The following is a 22,060-nucleotide window of genomic DNA, read 5'->3' as shown; positions in this document are numbered from 1 at the left end:
AGAGAATCTCGCCCGAAGACGATAGAGGCGGCGTTTATAGGGGAATGGTGGGGTTGGCAAGAGCATTGCTTCGCAGCGTACTGGAATTACAGTGAGTAAAAGTCGAATTTAAAAAATCATCCAAATGAACATTGCGCAGCGCATTCTAAAACTCATAGGCGGGCTTTTCTTGCTGTGGCTTGTCCTGTTTGGGGCAAGCATACATTTCGGCCTTAAAGCAAGGTCAGAACAGGAGGAAGCTGCGAAAGAACAGAGAATTCAGAAACTCCGACGTGAATGGCAAGAGCTATGCGCCGTCGAAGACTGCGCTCAATTTCCTGTTGGTTACATTACCTACAAATTGGGGCCGGATCTGTACTATTTCCCGACAATTGGCTTGATGACCGAAAAACCACCCACTTTCACCGGTGGACTTTTGCCAGGCAGGTATGTCGAACTGGACGAAGAGAACAACACCAGACGCTCTTTCTCAGACGGCGGCAGGTTCAAAGTCTCCAACTGCTGTCACTATCTTCTGGCGTTCTATGAACTTGCCGCAGGCATTCCAGAAATTCTTCGCGATAGTCGGGGCCATCGAATGCTTTCAACCATAGCAAATTTCAATTCTCATGATCACCCTTACGGCCACAACAAGATCGGCCGCTGGCTTGATTTTGAGGTCGACGAAACACCTTCAATCCAAGCGGTCATCCGCGCTGATCAACCGTCTTTCAACGACGATTTTTGGCTTCTCTATTCTGGTGAGCCAAATGAGAAAGGAGGAAGAGATTTACGACTGTTGTCAAAACGCCCATTGATCAATGATAGGCATATTCTAGGCATGTGTGACTCATTGTGCACATTTGCAACAGTTTCATTGAAGGAAGCGACTGGTGGGACACAGCCGCACATCACTCTCAAATGGATGACAATACCCAGAGTGGAATCTTGTAATCCGGGCGGCTCTTCATACGGATGCCCCCTCTCTCTGGAAGCATTCGAAGAAGTGCCGCGCTTATTGGCAGTGATTGACGAAATGTTCGAGGCTGCAAAGAAGAAACCCTCGATAGAGAACTGACTTGCACCCAAAGCACTTTTGCTACTCACTCGGCACCAAAGCAAATGCTGCGGTACCCACCTGACGCGCCATTCCGGGCACCTGAGAACAATAAACAACGGACACGTGGTCATGGACTTTCAATACCTGATCGGCCTGGTCGGCATGGCGGCCTTTGCAATCACCGCCGTGCTGGCGGTCGCCCCGCGGGGCATCGACATATACAGCGCCTGAGTTTTGGGGATCGTGACCGCAATTGGCGGCGGCACAATTCGCGACATGGTGCTGGATGCGCCGGTGTTCTGGTCGATGGATCCGAACTACATCTGGGTGGCGCTCATCGCCAGTCTTGTGACCGTCTATGCCTACAGATTTGCCCGGCAGGAGTCTGTTTACCGCCTCATGCTATATACCGATGGCCTCGGCGTGGCGCTGTTTGCAATTCAGGGCGCAAACAAGGCCTGGGGGTTGGGGTTCGGATTGCCGGTCGGGCCGGTGATCCTCGGGGTGGTTACGGCGGTTGGCGGCGGCATCATACGCGACGTGCTGGCCGGGCAACCCACATTGCTCATGAGCCGGGATATCTATGCGTTTCCGGTATCCGTCGGATGCGCCCTTTATGTCCTGCTGCTGTCTCTGGTTCCGGAACACTCGACCGTGTCAGGCGTCGTCTGCGCAACCTTGATATTCGCCATGCGGGCCGCCGTCATTCACTGGGACCTGCGATTGCCCGACTGGGTGATGGTTCAGACCAAACGCAGCTAAAGACCGCTTGGTTCACAAACAAAACGCCGCGAGCCCAAGCGTCGCGGCGTTATACAATTCGTTGCGGGCCCGGTTAGCTCTGCTTCGTAACCTGAGTGAAATCCAGTTCCACCGGCGTTTCCCGACCAAAGATCGAGACCGAGACCTTCAGTTTCTGTGCTTCGTCGTCCACGCCTTCGACCATGCCGTCGAAATCCTCGAACGGGCCGTCGTTGACCTTGACCTTTTCACCCACCTCAAAGCTGATCATCAGCTTGGGCGCTTCTTCGCCTTCCTGAACGCGGTTGAGGATCTGGTTCACCTCGGCGTCGCGCATGGGCATCGGGCGGCCCTGCGGGCCCAGGAAACCGGTGACGCGGTTGATCGAGTTGATCAGGTGATAGCCCTGATCGGACATTTCCATATGCACCAAAACGTAGCCGGGCATGAAACGGCGTTCGGTCGTGACTTTCTTGCCCCGGCGCACCTCGATCACCTCTTCGGTGGGCACCAGAACCTCGTCGATATCGTCCTCAAGGCCCTGTTCAGCCACCGACGTGCGGATCTGCTCTGCGATCTTCTTTTCGAAATTCGAAAGAACGCTGACCGAGTACCACCGTTTCGCCATGAACCTGTCGTCCTTGTTTGCCGTCAGGGCGGTGCAAGCGCCCTTCATTGAAATTCTATCGCGTGACCCGGAATAAAAAGCGGCGCGCAACCTGATTCGCCGCACGCCCATTCCGAATAGTCATGTCACCTACTCTGACACGCCGTGCTGTGCAAGGGGGCAGTGGCGTTTCCGCCCGCCCGGACCGGCTTAGCTGAACGCGCCCAGGATCAGTTGCAAGCCGCCGCGAATACCCAGATCGACCAGAGCGAAAAACACAGCCGTCAGCGCCGCCATGATGAACACCATGACCGTGGTCAACAGCACCTCACGCCGGGTCGGCCAGACGACCTTGGAGACTTCGGCACGGACTTGCTGAATGAACTGGATCGGGTTGGTGGTGGCCATGTGGCTTGATCTCTCTGCTAGCGGATAGGCCGGACATAGCCGGGCATTGCGGCAATTTCAAGGGCGGTTCGGATCAACTCTGCCTGGGCGATGCGACCCGGTTACGGCTTGGGCTTATCGTCCCATTCATCGCTGAGAATTCGACGGGCGTCGCCTTCGGGATCTTCATACTGGTTCGAACGGACGGTGTAGACAAACGCGACTAGGCCAACACCCCCCAGAAACAGGGAAATCGGGATCAGATAGGCCAGTACTTCCATTCTTGGGTTACCTCAGCCGAAGGGCGTTCAGGGACACGGTAATGGACGAGGTCGACATCGCCAAGGCCGCGATCAGGGGCGTTGCCAGCCCGATCACCGCCAGCGGGACGGCGATCACGTTATACACGGTGGCAATGCGAAAGTTTTCGCGAATCCGTTTGGTGGCTTTGACGGCGGTGTCGCAAGCGTCCGCAATGGGCGACAGATCGGTGCCCAGCAGAACGATATCCGAGGCGACCCGAGCCGCATCCAATGCCGAGGCCGGAGAGATCGAGACATGCGCTGCAGCCAGCGCCGCCGTGTCATTCAGACCATCGCCCACCATCAGGACATGCCCTCCCTGATCGCTGAGCTCCTGAATGCGCGCCGCTTTGTCCTGAGGCAGCGCCTCGGCAATCCAGTTTTCGATACCCAGCTTATCGGCCAAGGCCTGAACGGCACCTTTGGAATCACCCGAGATCAGGATGATCTGCTTGCCCGACCGCGCAAACGCCTCGACCGCTTCTGCTGCGCCGGGGCGCAGGGCGTCCGAGAATGTGAAGGGCACGGGTGGGTTTGATCCGACGGAAAGCCAGGCCGAGGTCTGAGCCCCTTGCGCCCCGCCAACCCAGGCCGCGCGGCCCAATCGGACACGCTGATCGCGATACAGGCCTTCTGTGCCATATCCGGGTACTTCGACGATTTCTTTCACTGCGGCAGGTTTGACCCCGGCGGCACGCGCCGCCTGCGCCAATGCGACCGAAAGCGGGTGGCCTGATGCCTCGGCCAAGGCCAACGCAATTTCCAGGTCAGCGCGGGAATGGTCGCCCAGATTGGTCAGTTCCGGCGCGCCGGAGGTCAGCGTACCAGTCTTGTCGAACACGACCGTATCGACCTCGGCCAGACGTTCCAGAGCGGTGGCGTGTTTGATCAGCATCCCCTTGCGGAACAACCGCCCCGAGGCGGCTGTCGTCACCGCAGGCACAGCCAGCCCCAAGGCGCAGGGGCAGGTGATGATCAACACCGCCGCCGCGATGTTCAACGCGGTGCGCAGATCGCCGGAATAGATGTACCAACCAACGAAGCTGAGTGCCGACAGAATGTGAACGCCCGGCGCGTAAAGCTTGGCTGCCTTATCCGCCAGCGACGTGTACCGGGACCGCCCGGATTCCGCGATCGCAACCAGATCGGCCATCCGGTGGAGTGAGGTATCTTCGCCCACCGCCGTGGCGCGGATGGTCAGCGGGCCGGTCAGGTTGACCTCACCCGCGCTGACGCTCTGGCCTGCGTCGGCAAAGACCGGCAGGGTTTCTCCGGTCAGCAAAGACCGGTCCAGTTCGGACCGGCCCGAGATGATCTGGCCGTCCACCGGCATGCGCCCACCGGGCCGCACAAGGATCAGATCGCCCACGGTCAGGGCTGACACGGCAACCTCTTCCTCGACCCCGTCGATCACGCGGATGGCGCGCGGCACCTCAAGAGCGGTCAGTTCCTCGGCCGCGGACCGTGCGGCGGCGCGGGTCCGGTAATCCAGATACCGCCCGGCCAACAGGAAGAAGGTCAGGGTCAGAGCAGCGTCGAAATAGGCATGTTCACCGCTCAGGGCCGTTTCCCAAAGGGACGTCATCAAAGCCAACAGGATGGCCAGCACAATCGGTACGTCCATATTCAGGCGACGAACCCGCAAGGCCGACCAGGCATTGGTAAAGAACGGCTGCGCCGAAAAGGCAATGGCAGGCAAGGCAATGGCGGCTGAAATCCAATGGAACATGTCGCGCGTCGCGTCCGCCGCCCCTGACCAGACCGAAACCGACAACAACATCACGTTCATCGAGGCGAAACCGGCCACCGCCAGCCGCATCAGCAAATCCCGACCCGCCTTATCCGCGCTGGTTGCGGACAGGGCAGCCGGATCCAGCTCATGCGCCTCATACCCGGCGCGTTCCAGCACCGGGATCAGCTCCGCCGCCCGCGTCTCGGGCGCGGCTTTGATCATGGCGCGTTTCAGGGTCAGGTTGACCCGCGCATCCTCGACACCCGGATGCGCGTTCAATGCGCGTTCGACATTCGCAATACAGGCCGAGCAGTGGATGCCCGGCAAGGACAGCGCAATCTGAACATCCTCGGGGATTGGGCGCGCTGGTTCTGCCGGGGTCGCAATGCACCCCGGGCAAGCCGCCGTTCCGGATGTGATTTGCGCCGTCACTCCGTTAACCTTTCACATAAAGTGGTACGCGCTGTGTGAACTCGGCCCCTGCATGATCGCGTGCCACAAGGCGGATATTCCAATTCCCCTTGCCCAGCGTCGCAGGCGTCGCATAGGCGATACCGTCAAAGGTAAAATCCGGCGAGAAATCATCCTTTACATGGGTCGCGCGACCCACGACCGCCTGCAATTCGGCCACCTGAACCGGGGCACCCGTGGCATCGGTAATGTGCAGGATTAGCAAGCCACCCTTGGTCTCGGCCCGGACCTCCCAGCCCAGCGCCTGTTGTTCCTTCAACCGCTCATTGAATTCCTGGCTGGCGACGTAAGAGTTCTTAACCTCGAGCCCCGGAAAGGTTTTCACCGCGTTATAGGCCAGCAGCAGGTTCACGGCGATAATCACCCCAAAGGCGCCGACGAAAACCGCCAAAGCGTGTTTCCCGGTGAATTTGCGCTCTGTCATGATCCGTTCCCTCGGCCATTGAACGTGGTGTCTTTGTAGGCGCGCTCGCCGCTGGTGATGTCTTCGACCCAAATCCGAACCGGCGTCGTTTCCGCTCCCGCTGGGCCAGCATCGCGAGAGGCGGTGATGTACACGCGCACCAACTGTGCTGTGTCGGCCGTGACATTCACAGTATGCAGGTTTGTGCCTTCAATCTCCAATCGCATCGACGGATCACCGGCAAGCGACAGGCTGAACAGGCGGTCTTCGCCGTGTTTGTTGCGCAGACGCACATCATAGGTGTTCCGGATGGTGCCGTCGGACAAGGTCACGAAGGTCGGGTTGCGAACAGGTGCAACCGTCAGATCAATATCGGACCGGATGAACAGCGCGAACAGCAATGCGAACCCAACCAGTGACCACAGCGCCGTATACATGATCGTCCGGAACCGCAGGATGTGCTTCCACACATTCTTGGGCGGCTTACCCGAGCGTTCGTTGGCCTCATCGCTCAGCGCCATATAGTCGATCAACCCACGCGGTTTGCCGATCTTGGCCATCATGTCATCACAGGCGTCGATGCACAGCGCACAGGTGATGCATTCCAACTGCTGGCCATCCCGGATGTCGATCCCCACGGGGCAGACATTCACGCAGGCCATGCAGTCGATGCAATCGCCCAACTCGGAATCGGCAGTGCGTTTGCCTTTACCGCGCGGCTCACCCCGCCATTCGCGGTAGCCGACGACCAGAGTGTCTTCGTCCATCATCGCGGCCTGAATGCGCGGCCAGGGGCAGGCATAGATGCAGATTTGTTCACGGGCAAAACCGCCAAACAGGAAGGTTGTACCTGTCAGGATCAGCACGGTCGTGTAGGCCACGGGGTGCGCATTGCCGGTGACCAGATCGCGCAGCAATGTGGGCGCGTCGGCGAAGTAGAACACCCAGGCCCCGCCGGTTGCGAGGCCGATCAGGAACCAGGCCGTCCACTTCGTCAGCCGCAGCCGCGCCTTACGGAAGTCCATTTTTTTCTGCCGGTGTAGGCGCAATCGCGCGTTTCGATCCCCTTCGATCCAGCGCTCGACCAGAATGAACAAGTCGGTCCAGACCGTTTGCGGGCAGGCATAACCGCACCAGACGCGACCAAGGGCCGAGGTGAACAGGAACAACCCAAGACCGGCCATGATCAAAAGCCCGGCCACAAAGTAAAACTCATGCGGCCAGATCTCGATCCAGAAGAAATAAAACCGCCGGTTGGCCAGATCCAGCAGCACCGCCTGATCCGGCAGGCTGGGCCCGCGATCCCATCTGATCCACGGGGTCACATAGTAGATACCCAGCGTGACAATCAGGATGATCCATTTCAGGTTCCGAAACGGGCCGGATACGCGTCTTGGGAAAATCGGCTCGCGCGCGGCATACAAGCTGGGGGCGGGATCGGAATCGCTCACTGGCTGGCTCCAAATGGGTCTTCTGCTAGCGTCTTCTTCCAGATCATGTCCGCGCAAACTTTGACATGGGTCAAAACGCGCATCGAACAAACATCTTTTATCACATGCTACCAGATTGCCGCTTCAACCAGGTCACAAATGTCTTCACAGCCGGCCTAAGCGGCGTTTTTGCAGTTAAAACATGGTATCCGCTGGGGTCCGGCTCGGCATACAGCTCGATCAGACGCCCGGCGCGGATGTCGTTTTCGACGAAATGTCGCACCGTTGCGGTGACACCCTGACCGGCACGCAGCCCATCCAGCAGCAGGTTTCCGGGCAAAGACATACGCCCGGCCAAAGGCGGATGAGTCACACCACGCTTGGCAAGCCATGTGGATGCCTCGGTTGTGCCCAACTCCTCCAGCCAGGGCAAATGGGCCAGTTCTTCCGGAGTCCAGCTGGTTTTGCCCCCCAACAGGCCGGGGGCAGCGACAACGACAAAGGGTGTTTCCAGCAACATCTCGGACTCGACACCCGACCATCCGCCCGCCCCGTAGCGGATCGCGACATCGACGCCTCCGGGCGTCAAGGCAACCAGATGCGGCGATGGGTCAATCGCCAGGTTGATCTGTGGGTATTCGGCCTGAAACGCCGGTAGACGCGGCATCAGCCACGACGCCGCAAAACTTGAGGTCAGCGATACGTGCACCGGACGCGCCTCGCCCGATTTCATAAGCTCTTCCACAACGGTGCCGATGGATTCAAAACCCAGATGCAGGGCGCGAGCCAGCTGTTCGCCTTCGGCGGTCAAGGTCAGGGATTTGCCGTCACGCTGAACCAACGCGACGCCCATGTGTTTCTCAAGCGCGCGCAATTGCTGACTTATGGCAGCATGGCTAACATTCAATGCCTCGCCAGCCTGAACGACGCCGCCCCTATCTGCAAAGGCAGAAAAGGCCCTTAATGAGGCCAGCGGGGGTAGCTTCAGCCAATTCACGTGTAATCCCTGCTTACATTTTGGAACGCTAATTGGTTCGCATTTTTTGCCGGAGAACACAATCTTGTTGTTATCCGCAACACAGCGACAGGAGGGAACCCATGCTCTCGATTTATGCCAAAGCGATATTGAACGCGACCAGACTGCACCAACCGGCAACTACACCTGCCGCGCACTCAGAGGCGAAGCCAAAGCTGATCGCCTTGCCGCCGGTGGGTCATCCTTTGTCGAAACACGCGCCCAGATCGGTTCAGAAAGACACAAGCAGGGTTCTGACACATCTGCCCACGGGGCAGTCCTGTCCTCAGACCTGAAATAGGCACCGGCTGTTCAGGAAACGCGCGAACAGATGGAACAGCCGGTGCCGGGACCTGTGGGCAGCGAACCGCCCGCAGGTATTCTTTTGCGCTTACTGACCCCCGCCCAACTGGTGGACGTAAGCGGATACGGCGCGGATCTGCGCCTCGGTCAGGCGGGTATCCCAGTTCGGCATCACGCCAAAACGGCTATAGGTCACGGTCTCGATCAGCGCCTCTTCGCTGCCGCCGTACAGCCAGATCGCATCCGTCAGGTTCGGAGCGCCCTGGAACATGTCGCCTTGACCGTTTTCGCCGTGACAGGCCGCACAGTTGTCTTCGAACACAACCTTGCCCGCCTGTGCAGCCGCATCGTCGGTCTGCGCGTTGGTCAGCGACATGACGTACTGAACCACCTGGGTGATCTCTTCCTTCTCGAGGATCTCACCAAAGGCCGGCATCTCGGAATAGCGCGCATCGTCGCTTTCTTCGTTCCGGATGCCATAGCTGACGGTAAAATGGATATCCTCCATCGTGCCGCCCCACAGCCATGCGTCATCCAGCAGGTTCGGGAAGCCCGGCGCGCCCTGCGCACCCGAACCATGGCACTGCGCGCACCAGGTCCGGAACACGGCGCTGCCCGCGTTGACGGCATATTGCTGAAGCTCAGCATCCTTCGAGATATCGTCGAGCGGCGTATCCACCAATTGGGCGTTCAAAGGCGCGTTGGCCTCTTCAAACGCGACCAGTTCCTTTTGCACCTCAGCGCGCGATGACCAGCCCGTCACACCCGCCGTTGCCGATTGCACAAGCGGCCAGGCCGGATACATGATGGTGTAGATCACGCCCCAGAAGATCGTGGCGTAGAAGGTCCACAACCACCAGCGGGGCATCGGGTTGTCGAATTCCTCGATCCCGTCCCAGCTATGGCCGGTTGTATTCGGATCGCCCGGCTGTTTTTCAGGTGTCTTGCTCATGGCCGCGCCTCCTTGGGTGTGGCGGGTTTGTCTTGCTGGGCGGGGGCATCGGTGTGCCGGAACGGGATGTTGGCGGTGTCCTTGTATTCCTTGCTGGCACCGGGGCGGAAAACCCAAACCACGATGCCAAGAAAGAAGGTGAACAGCAGCAGCAGCATCCAGCTATCCGCGAATTGCCGTAAGAGTGTATATTCTTCCATCATACCCTCCTGTTATCGGCTGGCTGCCGGGGTGAAGGTCGAGAAATCGACCAGCGTGCCCAGCATCTGCAGATAGGCAATCAGCGCATCGGCCTCGGTCAGATCGGACTGACCGTCGAAGTTGCGCACATTGACCTTGTCGCCATAACGCTCCAGCAGCCCGTCATAGTCGCTGTCCGGATCGGCCTGCGCGCGGAAGTCGGCCACGGCGTTTTCCAGCATTTCTTCGGTGTAGGGCGTGCCGACCACGGCGTTTGCCGCCATGATGTCGCCGATATATTCACCGTCGATCTTGCGACGTTCCAGGAAGCCATATTTCGGCATCACGGATTCCGGCACCACCGATTGCGCATCGCGCAGGTGGCGCACATGCCAGTCGTCCGAGTAACGGCCACCGACACGGGCCAGATCAGGCCCGGTACGCTTGGACCCCCACTGGAACGGGTGGTCATACATCGATTCAGCCGCCAGCGAGTAGTGGCCATAACGTTCGACCTCGTCCCGCATCGGGCGGATCATCTGGCTGTGGCAGACATAGCAGCCTTCGCGCAGATAGATCTCGCGTCCCGCCATTTCGAGTGGGGTGTAAGGGCGCATGCCCTCCACCTTCTCGATGGTGTTCTCAAGATAGAACAGAGGTGCGATCTGTACGATGCCACCGATGGTCACGACCAGAAAGCTGAAGATCAGCAGGAGGGTCGCGTTGGTCTCGAGGATCTTATGTTTGTCGAGAATTGCCATTGCTCCGGCCCTCCTTATTCAGCCGGGACCGCGACGGTCAGGCTGGCCTCACGGGCCGGCGCTTTCCGCACAGTCATCCACAGGTTGTAGCACATGATCACCGACCCAGCGAGGAACATGACCCCACCCAGACCGCGCACCACGTACATCGGGAACTTGGCCGCCACGGTGTCGGCGAACGAGTTCACCAGGAAGCCGTTGGCATCCACTTCGCGCCACATCAGGCCTTCCATGATACCGGTCACCCACATCGACGCGGCGTAGAGCACGATGCCGATGGTGGCGAGCCAGAAGTGCCAGCTGACCATTTGCAGCGAGTAGAGACGCTCGCGCTTCCACAGGACAGGCACCAGGAAGTACAGCGCACCGAATGTGATCATGCCGTTCCAGCCCAGCGCGCCGGAATGCACGTGACCAATGGTCCAGTCGGTGTAGTGGCTCAGCGAGTTAACCGCGCGGATCGACATCATCGGACCTTCAAAGGTGGACATGCCGTAGAAGCCGACCGAGATCACCATCATCCGGATCACCGGGTCGGTGCGCAGCTTGTCCCACGCGCCCGACAGGGTCATCAGGCCGTTGATCATGCCACCCCAGGACGGCATCCACAGGATCACCGAGAACACCATGCCCAGCGTCGAGGCCCAGTCGGGCAGCGCGGTATAGTGCAGGTGGTGCGGACCGGCCCAGATATACAGGAAGATCAGCGCCCAGAAGTGGATGATCGACAGCTTGTAGCTGAACACCGGACGTTCGGCCTGCTTCGGGATGAAGTAGTACATCATGCCCAGGAAGCCCGCAGTCAGGAAAAAGCCCACGGCGTTGTGGCCGTACCACCACTGGATCATGGCGTCTTGCACGCCCGACCAGACGATGACCGATTTCGAACCCCAGATGCTGACCGGGATGGTCATGTTGTTGACCAGGTGCAGCATGGCGACGGTGACGATGAAGGCCAGGTAGAACCAGTTTGCCACGTAGATATGGGGCTCTTTCCGCTTGATGATCGTGCCCAGATAGACCGCCAGATAAGCGACCCAGACGACGGTCAGCCACAGGTCAACATACCATTCCGGCTCGGCATATTCCTTGGACTGGGTTCCGCCCAGAACGTACCCGGTGGCAGCCAGCACGATGAACAACTGGTAGCCCCAGAACACGAACCACGCGAGGTTTCCACCCCAAAGCCGCGCGGCGCTGGTACGCTGAACCACATAGAACGAGGTTGCGATCAACGCGTTGCCGCCAAAGGCAAAAATCACCGCCGAGGTGTGCAGCGGACGCAGCCGCCCGAAGTTCAGGTATCCCTGCGCCCATTCGAAATTGAGCGTCGGAAAGGCCAGCTGGAACGCAATAAAGGTCCCTGCAAGGAACCCGACCACGCCCCAAAAGGCGGTTGCGATCACGCCGTAGCGGATCACGTCATCCATGTATTCGCCCGAGCGATCAGTGAGAATATCTGGCTCATCCGTGTTTCGAAGCGTCCAGATGAACAGACCGCCGGCGATGACCATCACCAGAATCGCATGCACCTGATACGCCAAATCGCGTGCATAATTGGACCCGATCGCGGCAAATACCACGACCAGACCAAGCACGATCAGCTTGATGTAATTCGACATATTGCGTCCCTTTACCGTGCCCCGCGCAATTTGCGTGCCGCGCAGAACCTTTTTGACTGTTTGCTGTATTGAAGAATTGCAGCCTGGGCTGCTTTGATCTGAGTCAAGACAGACACCCGTTTTCTATGACACGCATACCTCTATGAATGGGTTATCTGGTCGCAGGGGACCGTTGACCCCAAGTCAAGAGGTCGACATGGCGTATAAATCTCTTCTCACAATCATGACCGAAACACAGGGCGCACAGGCCGCGCTTGCCCAGTTGGCGGCACTGGCCGAAGCGCAGGATGGTCATGCCGAGGCCCTGTGTCTGGGCGTCGATCGCAGTCAGACAGGCTATTACTATGCCGGGGCAAATGCGTTGATCCTTCAGGAAACGCTTAGCCGGGCCAATGCCGAAGCGGATGAGTTGCTGGCCTTCGCTAAGGAGTATCTGCGCAAAACCGGGGCCCGCTGGTCAGCCGAAAGCGGTGTGGCCCAGATCGCAGATATTGGCCGCCATGTGGCACATCGGGCGCGGTTTTCGGATCTGGTCGTGTTGCCGCATCCGTACGGTGAGGATCGCGGCGCCGAGGCCGAACCGATTATCGAAGCCGCCATGTTCGAAGGCCACGCGCCTGTGCTGGTCGTCCCGAATACCGCCCGTCCGATGTCGGTGCCCAAGCGCATCATGATCGCGTGGAACGAAAGCATCGAGGCGATGCGCGCCGTGCGCCGCGCCCTGCCCTTCCTCAAGGCGGCTGATGTGGCCCGTATCGTGGTCATCGACCCGCCGCGGCACGGGCCTGACCGGTCCGATCCCGGCGGGATGCTGTCCCAGATGCTGGCGCGGCACGGCGTCAAATGCGAGATCGAGGTGCTGAGCAAGACAATGACCCGCGTCTCGGACATTCTGAACCGGCACGCGATGGATACGGAATCCGACATGATCGTCATGGGGGCATATGGCCATTCCCGCTTTCGCGAAGCGATCCTTGGCGGTGCAACACGCAACATGCTGGAACAATCCGCCGTCCCGGTTTTTCTGGCCCACTGAACCCCGCTGAGGGGCTGGAGCTTTGAAAGCGGCGTCAAGTACGACCGGATGAGAGTTCGGGCGCGCATGAACGTGCAACCGTTTCGCGGCACCTTCTGCCACCCGGGCTGCCGCATCTTCACATGCCCGCTAGTGCGGTGAAACGATGCTGGCGTGGTGCGCGGACACTCCCTACCTCGGTTTCAAATCGACGGAGGCACAATGCGCACCTTTATCCCAACCCTTGCCGCTGCGGTCATGCTGGCCATTCTTATCGGCGCAGATGTCGCCAAGCCTCTGGGTGCCCACCCATGGTGGTCGCAGAAAACGCTGCTGTTTGGCGCGCTAATCGGGCTGATCCTTGCAACCCTGCTTGCACGCGTGTCGGTTCCGGTAGCAAGGCTGGCTGTTGCCGTGGTGCTCACAGCGTTCGCTTTTGGTGTTGCAAAATACGGTCAGACCCAATTCGCCGCCTCATATGCCGAAGATGCCTTGGCAGGTAAGCTGTGGTACTTCGGATGGATTGCGGTCGGAGCCACTGCGGCATCCCTGTTGACCTTCCTGATGCAGATGATCCTGCCCGGAACCGCTGGTCGAACACCATCAGGCTCGGGCAGCAAGATCAGCTAGGCCAAAGCGAACCCAATCAGGTTTAGCCAACGCGGGTGACTGATCTGGTCAGACCAGGAACCCACCATCCGAATCGTCACCGGCCTCATCCATCAATCGGCCCATGTCGGGAATGGTCACGTGGCGTTTGCCTTCCAGCGCAATCACCCCGTCCTTTTTCAGGGCCGAAATCTGACGGCTGACCGTCTCAAGCGTCAGGCCGAGGTAGTCGGCCATCGCCTCGCGGGTCAGAGGCAGGTCAAAGACAATCGCCCCCGACAGCCCCTTTTGCGTGATCGAGGCATCGCGACGCGCAATGATCGACAAAAGACTGGCGATCTTTTCCCGCGCGGTTTTGCGCCCCAGAACCAGCATCCACTCGCGCGCGGCGTCCAGCTCGTCCAATGTCATCTGCAACAGGCGATGCGCGATATGCGGCGTCGCGTTCATCAAATCCTCGAACGGTTTCTTGCGAAAGCAGCACATCACCACGTCCGTGGTGGCCTGAACGTCATAGGCCGCGGCGTCACGCCCCGGTCGTCCCACAAAGTCACTGGGCAGCAAAAGACCCACCATCTGGGTCCGGCCATCCTCCATCGTTTGGGTCAAAGAGGCGATTCCCGACACGACCGAACCGACAAAGTTCATCTGATCGCCTGACCAAATGATCGTCTGACCCGCCTCGAAACTGCGGTAATACTTAATCTCTTCAAGGGCTTCCAACTCATCCGTATCACAGCGTGCACAGACGGCCCGGTGACGAATCGGGCAGTCTTCGCAATTGGCGTGATCGAACTGTGCTTTAATTGTCATGCGCGTTCCCACTTGATCTCTGTCAAAGCAGCCAAGTCGTTGGCCTCATAAGGTTATCGTCATGATAGATAAATCACAATTGGCAAGGCTTGGACTATTTGACGCGAAAGTGCCGCGTTACACGAGCTACCCAACCGCCCCCCACTTCAGCAATGACGTGGGGGCTGACCTTTATGGCGACTGGATTTCCGCAATAAAACCCGGAAGCGCCGTCTCGCTATATATCCACGTCCCCTTCTGTCGCCGGCTGTGCTGGTTCTGCGCCTGCCGCACGCAAGGCACGCAGACGGACAACCCGGTCATTGCCTATGTGGATGTTCTGAAGGCCGAGCTGGACTTGCTGGCCGCGCGCCTGCCAGACGGCGTCGTGCTGTCGCGCCTGCATTGGGGCGGTGGAACGCCGACATTGCTGAACCCGGACCTGATGCGCGAACTGGCGCAGCATATCCTGGGCATTGTGCCGATGGGCCCGGATGCCGAGTTCTCGGTCGAAATCGACCCGAACGAGATTGACGATGCGCGTCTGGATGCCCTGGCCGAGGCAGGCATGAACCGCGCCTCGATCGGTGTGCAGGATTTCGATGATGAGATTCAAAAGACCATCGGGCGCATTCAAAGCTATGACACCACCCGCGAAGCGGTCGACATGATCCGCGCGCGCGGCATCACCAGTCTGAATGCCGATATTCTGTACGGTCTGCCCCATCAGACCAAGGCCCGCATGACCGAAAGCGTGCAGAAGCTTCTGTCGCTCAGCCCGGACCGCGTGGCGCTTTATGGCTATGCCCACGTGCCGTGGATGGCCAAGCGGCAGCAGCTGATTCCATCAGACGCGCTGCCGACGCCCGAACAACGGCTGGACCTGTTCGACACGGCCCGCCGCCTGTTCATGTGGGACAACTATGCCGAGATCGGGATCGACCACTTCGCAACACAGGAAGACGGCCTGACCCGGGCTTTGAACGCGGGGCAGTTAAAGCGCAACTTCCAGGGCTATACCGACGATCAGGCCGAGGTTTTGATTGGGGTCGGTGCCAGTTCGATCTCGCGCTTCCCGCAGGGCTACGCACAGAACAATCCGGCGACCTCGGCGCATACCAAGGCGGTTCGCGACGGGCGGTTTTCAACCTCGCGCGGGCATCTGTTCAAAGCTCAGGATGTGCTGCGCGCCCGGCTGATCGAAGCGCTGATGTGCGATTTCAAGATCAACTCGGCCGAGATTCTGCGCAACTACGACATCACCGCCACAGAGTTGAACGCGATGTACAGCGCCGCGAATACGGCGTTTGACGGTTTGCTGCGCATCACCGAGGACGGGCTGTTCATCCCGCCCGAAGCCCGCGCCCTGACCCGGATGATCGCGCGGACCTTCGATGCCTACGACCTCAGCAAGGCCGGGCATAGTTCCGCCATCTGACCCAAAGACCGCGGGCGGCTTTTCCGCCCGCCTCGCGAGATTTCGAACAGGGGCTTGACGCAAGGCTTCTGTTTTCTCCACACTTGGGGTGTGGCCCGTTAAACTGGTCCGCAATTCGAGGCAGGTAAATTCGCAGACATCCCGTGCCGACGCTTTTGCGTTCGACATCCTCATTCGTGCAGCCACTCTGCAACCTGAAAGAGGGACAGCACATATGCGCGTTTTCACCGTCCTGGGCCCCAGTCAATCGGGCAAATCCACTCTGGTCGAGGCCATCAGCCGCCTCGACGGGCGCCCCACAACATTCGACGTATCCGGAACCGTGCATTTGCACGGTTTTTCTTACTTGGACGAACCATGGTGTGCGGTTGACGTTGATGGCGGCGGCGATGCGCTGGCTTATGTCGGTCCGGCCATGGCAATCTCGGACGCGGCAGTCGTCGTCGTGCCACCCGATCCAGACGCCGCTGTGCTGTGTGCGCCGTATCTGAGATTGGTCGAAGAGGCCGGCATCCCCTGCTTTCTGTTCATCAACCGGATGGACAACCCCAACGGCCGCATCCGCGACATTATCGCGGCGCTGCAAACCTATTGCACCAACCACATCGCATTGCGCCAGGTTCCGATCCGCGAAGGGGAAACGATCATCGGCGCGGTCGATCTGATTTCTGAACGCGCGTGGAAATATCAGGAAGGCCAACCCTCGGCCCTGATCGAATTGCCGCAATCGGTCGAGGATCGCGAGCAGGAGGCCCGCACCGAATTGCTGGAAACCCTGTCCGATTTCGATGACAACCTGTTAGAACAACTGATCGAGGACAAGCAGCCCCCCAGCGCCGAGGTCTATGACCTCGCCGCGCAGGTCCTGCAAAACCACCAGTTGATCCCGGCCTGTCTGGGGGCCGCAAGCCATGGCAATGGCCTGACCCGGTTGATGAAAGCCCTGCGGCACGAGGCGCCTGAGTTTGATATCGCCGCCGGGCGTGACGAAGCGGCAGACAATGCCCGCGCAATCGCAGGCTTTGCCGATGTGAAGAAACATATCGGCAAGATCACCGTTCTGCGCGGCCTTGGTGATGGCGTCAAAGCGCATGAGGCGTTGGGCGGCGAAACCGTGGGCAACCTGACCACGCTGGACGCGAAAACCCAGATTAATGCGTTGGAGGCCGGGCAGATCGGTCTGGCGGTCAAATCCGATCACCTGAATCCCGGTTTTATTTATGACAGCCGTGCGGCAACACCGTTGCCGGATTGGGCCGCGTCGCACCCGGTTGCGCACCGGCAGATCGTCTCGCCCGCGCATGAACGCGACGACGTGCGCCTGTCCAACGCCCTGACCCGACTGGTCGAAATCGATCCGGGGCTTCAGATGGAGCAGGATGAACTCAGCGGTCATTCCGTTCTGGGCTCGCAAGGGCCACAGCATATGCGGCGGGTGACGGCGAAGCTGTTAGAAGATTTCGGCATCGAAATCGAAACCAGCGCGGTTGAAACCGCCTATCGCGAAACCATCCGCACGCAGGTGGAACACCGGCATCGGCACCGCAAGCAATCCGGCGGGGCCGGACAATTTGCCGATGTGGTCATCTCGGTCGCGCCGCTGCCGCGCGGGTCGGGCTTTCAGTTCGAGGAAATCGTCAAGGGCGGGGCCGTGCCGAAGAACTATATCCCGTCGGTCGAACACGGGGCCAAGGACGCGCTGGTACAGGGCCCCGAAGGCTTTCCGGTTGTGGATGTCAAAGTCACACTCAGCGACGGAAAGCACCACAATGTCGACAGTTCGGACTATGCCTTCCGCACCGCAGGCAAGAACGCCGTCCGCGAGGCCCTGCCCGAAGCCAAACCCGTGGTCCTGCAACCGATCCTGACCGCCGAGATTCACCTGCCGTCGGATTTCGTCGGCGATCTGGTGCCCACGATCAGCACGCTGCAAGGGCAGGTTCTGGGGTTCGAGGGCAATCCAAACGCCTCGGGCTGGGAGATCTTCAATGCGCAGCTTCCGGCCGTTGCACAGGATGAGCTACACCGCACCCTCGCCAGCGCCACGCGCGGGACCGGTTGGGTCAAGCTCAGCTTTGATCATTATGAGGAGCTGCGCGGACCGGTTCCCAAACCCGCCGACCGGGAAAAGGCCAGCGCCTGAGAAACGCGTCGGGCGGGCGTCAGCCCGCCGCCGCAATCAACTCGCGCGTATAGTCTGTTTGCGCGTTTTCAAACAGGTCTTCTGCCGCGCCCATCTCGATCACGTCACCGTTGCGCATGACGACGACATTATGGGACATGGCGCGCACAACCTTCAGATCGTGGCTGATGAACAGATAGGCCAGCCCGTATTTCCGCTGCAGATCGCGCAGCAAATCGACGATCTGAACCTGCACCGTCATGTCCAGCGCGCTGGTCGGTTCGTCCAGAACCAGCAGTTTCGGGCGCAAAACCATGGCCCGCGCAATCGCGATGCGCTGACGTTGCCCGCCCGAGAACTCATGCGGGTAGCGATCCATCGACGCCGGGTCCAGGCCCACTTCGGTCATCACTTCGGCCACCAATTCGCGCGGGGCGCGATGGGGATCGACCTTATGGATGGCCAGCCCCTCGGCGATGATCTGCTGGCAGGTCATGCGCGGGCTGAGGCTGCCGAACGGGTCCTGAAACACGATCTGCATATCCTTGCGAAGTCGCCGCAACTGCCGCGTGGACCAGCGGCGGACGTTCTGGTCGCGGAAGGTAATGCCGCCTTCTGACGCAATCAGCCGCATGATGGCCAGCGCCAATGTGGTCTTGCCCGAGCCACTTTCGCCGACGATCCCCAATGTCTCGCCCGCCCTTACGCTGAGCGTGGCGTCATTGACCGCCTTCACATGACCCACGGTGCGTTTCAGGAAACCCCGCTGGATCGGGAACCAGACCTTCAGATGGTCCGTGCGCGCGACCTCTTCTGCGTCATGTGCAACAGGGTCAGGGTGGCCCGAAGGCTCAGCCGCCAGCAGCTTGCGCGTATAGGGGTGTTGCGGGTTGTCGAAAATCTCAGCCGTAACACCGGTTTCAACAATCTCGCCATCCTTCATCACGCAAACACGATCCGCGATCCGACGGACGATCCCCAGATCATGGGTGATGAACAGCATCCCCATATTCTCGGATTTCTGCAATTCGGCCAGCAGTTCGAGGATCTGCGCCTGAATGGTGACGTCCAACGCGGTTGTCGGCTCGTCCGCGATCAGGATGTCCGGCTTATTGGCCAGCGCCATCGCGATCATCACACGCTGCCGCTGTCCGCCGGACAGTTGATGCGGATAGCTGTCCAGACGTTCTTCGGGGTCACGGATACCCACCTTGGTCAGTAGCTCGACAATCCGGTCCCGCGCCGCATCGCCTGATAGCCCCTGATGCAGCGCCAGCGACTCGGCCATCTGCTTCTGAATCGTGTGCAGCGGGTTGAGCGAGGTCATCGGCTCCTGAAAGATAAAGCTGATATCGTTGCCGCGCACGCCCATCAGCGTGTCCTCGGACGCGCCGATCATCTCCTGCCCGTCATACTGCACCGAGCCTTCGACAATCGCGCTGTCGCCCAGCAAGGACACCGTGGACAGGGCCGTCACGGATTTCCCCGACCCGGATTCACCCACCAAGGCGACAGTTTCGCCCCGATCCACGGTGAAGGACACGCCTTTGACGGCCGCTGATACCTGACCGTCCTGCCGGAACGAGACTTTCAGGTCCTGCACATTCAACAGCGACGTTTTCATGTGCTGATCCCCTCAAGCGCTGCGTGCATGAAACCAACCCAGACCGCGCCGAGCATCGCGCCGACCTGCAGCCATGTTGGGAAAGACCGTTTCGTTGCAAAGATGACCGCGCTGGCGATCAGAACGGCAGTACCCGGCCCGAACAGCACTAGGAAAATCAGGCCAAAGACGTCGAATTGAAACGGGCCGTGGGGGTGCGTTGTGAAGAAATCCCAGCCAAGCCCACCCAACACCAGAGCGATGTATCCCAATGCGGCAAGCCCCGCGACAAGGATGAGACGTTCCACCGGCGTGTTGATCACCTTTTCGGTCATGAGAACGTCTTTCTGGGATCAAACGCATCGCGGACGCCTTCGAAAATGAAGACCAGCAGCGACAGCATGATGGCAAAGGTGAAGAACGCGGTGAAGGCCAGCCATGGGGCCTGCAGATTCTGTTTGGCCTGCAAGGTCAGTTCCCCCAGAGAAGGGGCCGAAGATGGCAGGCCGAAGCCCAGAAAATCCAGCGACGCCAGACCACCGATGGTGCCGGTGACGATGAACGGCATGAAAGTCAGCGTGGCGACCATTGCGTTGGGCAGCATGTGGCGGAACATGATGGTCATGTTGCCCACACCCAGCGCGCGTGCGGCACGAACATATTCCAGATTGCGCGCCCGCAGGAATTCGGCTCGCACAACGCCCACAAGCCCGGTCCAACTGAACAGGATCATCAACGCCACTAGCAGCCAGAAACTTCGCCCCAGAATGGCGAACATGATGATGATCACATAAAGCGACGGGGTCGCCGACCAGATCTCGATAATCCGTTGGAAGATCAGATCCAGCCAACCGCCGAAAAAGCCCTGAATGGCCCCGGCGAATATCCCGATCAGGCTGGCGGCGCCGGTGACGATCAGGGTGAACAGGATCGACAGGCGGAAGCCGTAGATGACGCGGGCCAGAACGTCCCGTTTCGTGTCGTCCGTACCCAGCAGGTTCTGCCCGTTGGGCGGCAATGGGGCCGCGCCGGGGCGATCGACGCTGGTATTGTAGGAATAGGGGATCAGGGGCCAGATGGCCCAGCCGCGCTCGAACCCATCGGCCTGAAAGGTTCCGGCATCGATCTGTTCGATGATGCCTTCGGGGTCGTCAAAGCACGCGTCCAGACCACCGCTGTCGATCAGGCACATAACCTCGGGGTCGCGATAGATCGCTTCGGTCTGGAAATCGCCGCCGAACTCGGTTTCGGCGTAGAAATTGAAGACCGGCGTGTAGAACTCACCCCGGTATTTCACCAGAATCGGTTTGTCATTGGCAATGAACTCGGCAAACAGCGAAAGGCCAAACAGCACAGAAAAGATGATCAGCGACCAGAAGGCCCGGCCATTGCGCCGGAAATTGCGCCAGCGGCGCTGGTTGAGGGGGGAAAGCGCCATCTACCCCTCCCGCTTTTCAAAATCGATGCGCGGGTCGACCAGTACATACATCAGATCGCTGATGATGCCGACGACCAAACCCATCAGACCAAAGATGAACAGCGTGCCAAAGATCACCGGATAGTCGCGCGCCACGGCGGCCTCAAAGCCCAGACGGCCCAGACCGTCCAGCGAGAAGATCGTTTCGATAATGATCGAGCCACCGAAGAACACGCCGATAAAAACGGCGGGAAACCCGGCGATCACGATCAGCATCGCGTTGCGGAAGACGTGGCCATACAGAACCTTCCGCTCACCCAAACCCTTGGCGCGGGCTGTCATGACGTATTGTTTCTTGATCTCATCCAGAAACGAGTTTTTCGTCAGCAGCGTCAGCGTTGCAAAGGCCGAGATCGTCAGGGCGATAATCGGCAGGGCGATATGCCAGAAATAATCTCCGATCTTGCCCATCAGGCTGAGGCTGTCCCAATTGTCCGAGGTCAGCCCCCGCAGCGGGAAGATCTGCCAGTATGAGCCACCGGCGAACAGCACCAGCAGCAGAATGGCGAACAGGAAGCCGGGGATCGCATAAGCCACGATGATCGCGCCGCTGGTCCATGTATCGAAGGTCGAGCCGTCCTTGACCGCCTTGCGAATACCCAGCGGGATCGACACCAGATAAGCGATCAGTGTGGACCACAGGCCCAGCGAGATCGAAACCGGCATCTTTTCCAGCACCAGATCAATCACGCTGATCGAACGAAAATAGCTCTCGCCGAAATCCAGCGTCAGGTAGTTGCCCATCATGCTCAGAAACCGTTCGAGCGGGGGCTTGTCGAAGCCGAATTCCTTTTCCAGTTCGGCGATGAATTCGGGCGGCAAGCCACGAGCGCCGACATACTTGTCGTCAAAAACACCGCCGCCCGCAGGCTCGGCCCCGGCGCCTGCATCGCCGCCGCCTGCGAACCCGGCGAACACGTCCCCCTGCCCTTCGATCTGAGCAATGATCTGTTCGACCGGCCCGCCGGGCACGAACTGCACCAGCGTAAAGTTGACCACCATGATGCCCAGCAAGGTCGGGATGACCAAAAGCAGGCGTCTTAGAATATAGGCGCCCAT

At 59.6% G+C, this 22,060-nt stretch carries 22 protein-coding genes; 6 read left to right on the top strand and 16 right to left on the bottom strand.

The features are described from left to right. Window positions 1-124: 124 nt before the first annotated feature. Together ACR0E6_RS20095 and ACR0E6_RS20090 are read left to right on the top strand one after the other, a co-directional pair. Window positions 125-1,057 carry a hypothetical protein gene (locus ACR0E6_RS20095; protein WP_480586607.1) on the top strand — a complete coding sequence of 311 codons (933 nt, stop codon included), beginning with the start codon at window positions 125-127 and terminating at the stop codon, window positions 1,055-1,057. A gap of 225 nt (window positions 1,058-1,282) precedes the next feature. Continuing rightward, a complete protein-coding gene (locus ACR0E6_RS20090) occupies window positions 1,283-1,801 on the top strand; it encodes a trimeric intracellular cation channel family protein (RefSeq protein ID WP_480586604.1) in 519 nt (172 codons plus the stop codon). 73 nt (window positions 1,802-1,874) lie between these two features. Here ACR0E6_RS20090 and nusG read toward each other — a convergent pair whose 3' ends face one another. From nusG to ccoN, 11 genes are all read right to left on the bottom strand, one after another. Continuing rightward, a complete protein-coding gene (nusG, locus tag ACR0E6_RS20085; RefSeq protein ID WP_008758130.1) occupies window positions 1,875-2,408 on the bottom strand; it encodes a transcription termination/antitermination protein NusG in 534 nt (177 codons plus the stop codon). Window positions 2,409-2,597: 189 nt separating this feature from the next. Continuing rightward, on the bottom strand, window positions 2,598-2,795 hold the full coding sequence (gene secE / locus ACR0E6_RS20080) for a preprotein translocase subunit SecE (RefSeq protein ID WP_050605011.1): 198 nt from the start codon (window positions 2,793-2,795) through the stop codon (window positions 2,598-2,600). Window positions 2,796-2,896: 101 nt separating this feature from the next. Continuing rightward, a complete protein-coding gene (ccoS, locus tag ACR0E6_RS20075) occupies window positions 2,897-3,055 on the bottom strand; it encodes a cbb3-type cytochrome oxidase assembly protein CcoS (protein ID WP_170455067.1) in 159 nt (52 codons plus the stop codon). A 7-nt stretch (window positions 3,056-3,062) separates the two neighbouring features. Further along, window positions 3,063-5,240, bottom strand: a complete 2,178-nt coding sequence (locus ACR0E6_RS20070; protein ID WP_480586602.1) for a heavy metal translocating P-type ATPase — start codon at window positions 5,238-5,240, stop codon at window positions 3,063-3,065. Window positions 5,241-5,244: 4 nt separating this feature from the next. After that, entirely contained in the window at window positions 5,245-5,703 is a 459-nt protein-coding gene (locus tag ACR0E6_RS20065; protein WP_170624520.1) for a FixH family protein, read from the bottom strand. Further along, window positions 5,700-7,133, bottom strand: a complete 1,434-nt coding sequence (ccoG, locus tag ACR0E6_RS20060; RefSeq protein WP_480586599.1) for a cytochrome c oxidase accessory protein CcoG — start codon at window positions 7,131-7,133, stop codon at window positions 5,700-5,702. The genes ACR0E6_RS20065 and ccoG overlap by 4 nt, the downstream gene beginning before the upstream one ends. A gap of 100 nt (window positions 7,134-7,233) precedes the next feature. Then, window positions 7,234-8,109: a LysR family transcriptional regulator gene (locus ACR0E6_RS20055; protein ID WP_480586597.1), complete on the bottom strand. Its 876-nt coding sequence runs from the start codon at window positions 8,107-8,109 to the stop codon at window positions 7,234-7,236. A gap of 409 nt (window positions 8,110-8,518) precedes the next feature. Beyond that, complete coding sequence (gene ccoP / locus ACR0E6_RS20050) at window positions 8,519-9,382, bottom strand: cytochrome-c oxidase, cbb3-type subunit III (RefSeq protein ID WP_480586594.1); 864 nt, start codon at window positions 9,380-9,382, stop codon at window positions 8,519-8,521. Next, the gene (locus ACR0E6_RS20045; protein ID WP_170524051.1) at window positions 9,379-9,582 is read right to left on the bottom strand and encodes a cbb3-type cytochrome c oxidase subunit 3; all 204 of its coding nucleotides are present in this window, start codon (window positions 9,580-9,582) and stop codon (window positions 9,379-9,381) included. The genes ccoP and ACR0E6_RS20045 overlap by 4 nt, the downstream gene beginning before the upstream one ends. A 12-nt stretch (window positions 9,583-9,594) precedes the next feature. Continuing rightward, window positions 9,595-10,323 carry a cytochrome-c oxidase, cbb3-type subunit II gene (ccoO, locus tag ACR0E6_RS20040; RefSeq protein WP_170455081.1) on the bottom strand — a complete coding sequence of 243 codons (729 nt, stop codon included), beginning with the start codon at window positions 10,321-10,323 and terminating at the stop codon, window positions 9,595-9,597. Window positions 10,324-10,337: 14 nt separating this feature from the next. Continuing rightward, window positions 10,338-11,945: a cytochrome-c oxidase, cbb3-type subunit I gene (gene ccoN, locus ACR0E6_RS20035; protein WP_170455084.1), complete on the bottom strand. Its 1,608-nt coding sequence runs from the start codon at window positions 11,943-11,945 to the stop codon at window positions 10,338-10,340. A gap of 196 nt (window positions 11,946-12,141) precedes the next feature. Between ccoN and ACR0E6_RS20030 the strand changes: the two genes are divergently transcribed. Together ACR0E6_RS20030 and ACR0E6_RS20025 are read left to right on the top strand one after the other, a co-directional pair. Further along, window positions 12,142-12,981 (top strand): universal stress protein, encoded by an 840-nt coding sequence (locus ACR0E6_RS20030; protein ID WP_480586590.1) that lies wholly within the window; start codon window positions 12,142-12,144, stop codon window positions 12,979-12,981. A gap of 201 nt (window positions 12,982-13,182) precedes the next feature. Further along, window positions 13,183-13,590, top strand: coding sequence for a hypothetical protein (locus tag ACR0E6_RS20025; RefSeq protein WP_480586589.1), 408 nt, complete (start codon window positions 13,183-13,185; stop codon window positions 13,588-13,590). Window positions 13,591-13,638: 48 nt separating this feature from the next. Here ACR0E6_RS20025 and fnrL read toward each other — a convergent pair whose 3' ends face one another. Next, window positions 13,639-14,382, bottom strand: a complete 744-nt coding sequence (gene fnrL / locus ACR0E6_RS20020) for a transcriptional regulator FnrL (protein ID WP_170524042.1) — start codon at window positions 14,380-14,382, stop codon at window positions 13,639-13,641. 61 nt (window positions 14,383-14,443) lie between these two features. Here fnrL and hemN point away from each other — a divergent pair, with 61 nt between their 5' ends. Together hemN and ACR0E6_RS20010 are read left to right on the top strand one after the other, a co-directional pair. Then, window positions 14,444-15,799: an oxygen-independent coproporphyrinogen III oxidase gene (gene hemN, locus ACR0E6_RS20015; protein WP_480586585.1), complete on the top strand. Its 1,356-nt coding sequence runs from the start codon at window positions 14,444-14,446 to the stop codon at window positions 15,797-15,799. 214 nt (window positions 15,800-16,013) lie between these two features. Beyond that, window positions 16,014-17,942 carry an elongation factor G gene (locus ACR0E6_RS20010; protein WP_480586582.1) on the top strand — a complete coding sequence of 643 codons (1,929 nt, stop codon included), beginning with the start codon at window positions 16,014-16,016 and terminating at the stop codon, window positions 17,940-17,942. A 19-nt stretch (window positions 17,943-17,961) separates the two neighbouring features. On the opposite strand, the gene ACR0E6_RS20005 is transcribed toward ACR0E6_RS20010, so the two are convergent. Genes ACR0E6_RS20005 through ACR0E6_RS19990 form a run of 4 tightly spaced genes read right to left on the bottom strand, consistent with a single transcriptional unit; the run spans window position 17,962 to window position 22,060 of the window. Beyond that, complete coding sequence (locus ACR0E6_RS20005) at window positions 17,962-19,545, bottom strand: ABC transporter ATP-binding protein (RefSeq protein WP_170737913.1); 1,584 nt, start codon at window positions 19,543-19,545, stop codon at window positions 17,962-17,964. Further along, entirely contained in the window at window positions 19,542-19,859 is a 318-nt protein-coding gene (locus ACR0E6_RS20000; protein ID WP_480586579.1) for a hypothetical protein, read from the bottom strand. Before ACR0E6_RS20000 ends, ACR0E6_RS20005 begins: the two co-directional genes overlap by 4 nt. After that, window positions 19,856-20,962 (bottom strand): ABC transporter permease, encoded by a 1,107-nt coding sequence (locus tag ACR0E6_RS19995; RefSeq protein ID WP_170634351.1) that lies wholly within the window; start codon window positions 20,960-20,962, stop codon window positions 19,856-19,858. Before ACR0E6_RS19995 ends, ACR0E6_RS20000 begins: the two co-directional genes overlap by 4 nt. After that, a complete protein-coding gene (locus tag ACR0E6_RS19990; RefSeq protein WP_170524023.1) occupies window positions 20,963-22,060 on the bottom strand; it encodes a microcin C ABC transporter permease YejB in 1,098 nt (365 codons plus the stop codon).

Source organism: Ruegeria sp. AP12, assembly GCF_056540025.1.
The sequence above is the reverse complement of the archived record's forward strand: the minus strand, read 5'-3'. Positions and strand labels throughout refer to the sequence as shown.

Excerpts from the sequence above, each read along its gene's own strand:
- ACR0E6_RS20095 (WP_480586607.1), top strand. The coding sequence starts at position 125 with ATGAACATTGCGCAGCGCATTCTAAAACTCATAGGCGGGCTTTTCTTG.
- nusG (WP_008758130.1), bottom strand. The coding sequence starts at position 2,408 with ATGGCGAAACGGTGGTACTCGGTCAGCGTTCTTTCGAATTTCGAAAAG.
- secE (WP_050605011.1), bottom strand. The coding sequence starts at position 2,795 with ATGGCCACCACCAACCCGATCCAGTTCATTCAGCAAGTCCGTGCCGAA.
- ccoS (WP_170455067.1), bottom strand. The coding sequence starts at position 3,055 with ATGGAAGTACTGGCCTATCTGATCCCGATTTCCCTGTTTCTGGGGGGT.
- ACR0E6_RS20065 (WP_170624520.1), bottom strand. The coding sequence starts at position 5,703 with ATGACAGAGCGCAAATTCACCGGGAAACACGCTTTGGCGGTTTTCGTC.
- ccoP (WP_480586594.1), bottom strand. The coding sequence starts at position 9,382 with ATGAGCAAGACACCTGAAAAACAGCCGGGCGATCCGAATACAACCGGC.
- ACR0E6_RS20045 (WP_170524051.1), bottom strand. The coding sequence starts at position 9,582 with ATGGAAGAATATACACTCTTACGGCAATTCGCGGATAGCTGGATGCTG.
- ccoO (WP_170455081.1), bottom strand. The coding sequence starts at position 10,323 with ATGGCAATTCTCGACAAACATAAGATCCTCGAGACCAACGCGACCCTC.
- ccoN (WP_170455084.1), bottom strand. The coding sequence starts at position 11,945 with ATGTCGAATTACATCAAGCTGATCGTGCTTGGTCTGGTCGTGGTATTT.
- ACR0E6_RS20030 (WP_480586590.1), top strand. The coding sequence starts at position 12,142 with ATGGCGTATAAATCTCTTCTCACAATCATGACCGAAACACAGGGCGCA.
- ACR0E6_RS20025 (WP_480586589.1), top strand. The coding sequence starts at position 13,183 with ATGCGCACCTTTATCCCAACCCTTGCCGCTGCGGTCATGCTGGCCATT.
- fnrL (WP_170524042.1), bottom strand. The coding sequence starts at position 14,382 with ATGACAATTAAAGCACAGTTCGATCACGCCAATTGCGAAGACTGCCCG.
- hemN (WP_480586585.1), top strand. The coding sequence starts at position 14,444 with ATGATAGATAAATCACAATTGGCAAGGCTTGGACTATTTGACGCGAAA.
- ACR0E6_RS20010 (WP_480586582.1), top strand. The coding sequence starts at position 16,014 with ATGCGCGTTTTCACCGTCCTGGGCCCCAGTCAATCGGGCAAATCCACT.
- ACR0E6_RS20005 (WP_170737913.1), bottom strand. The coding sequence starts at position 19,545 with ATGAAAACGTCGCTGTTGAATGTGCAGGACCTGAAAGTCTCGTTCCGG.
- ACR0E6_RS20000 (WP_480586579.1), bottom strand. The coding sequence starts at position 19,859 with ATGACCGAAAAGGTGATCAACACGCCGGTGGAACGTCTCATCCTTGTC.
- ACR0E6_RS19995 (WP_170634351.1), bottom strand. The coding sequence starts at position 20,962 with ATGGCGCTTTCCCCCCTCAACCAGCGCCGCTGGCGCAATTTCCGGCGC.
- ACR0E6_RS19990 (WP_170524023.1), bottom strand. The coding sequence starts at position 22,060 with ATGGGCGCCTATATTCTAAGACGCCTGCTTTTGGTCATCCCGACCTTG.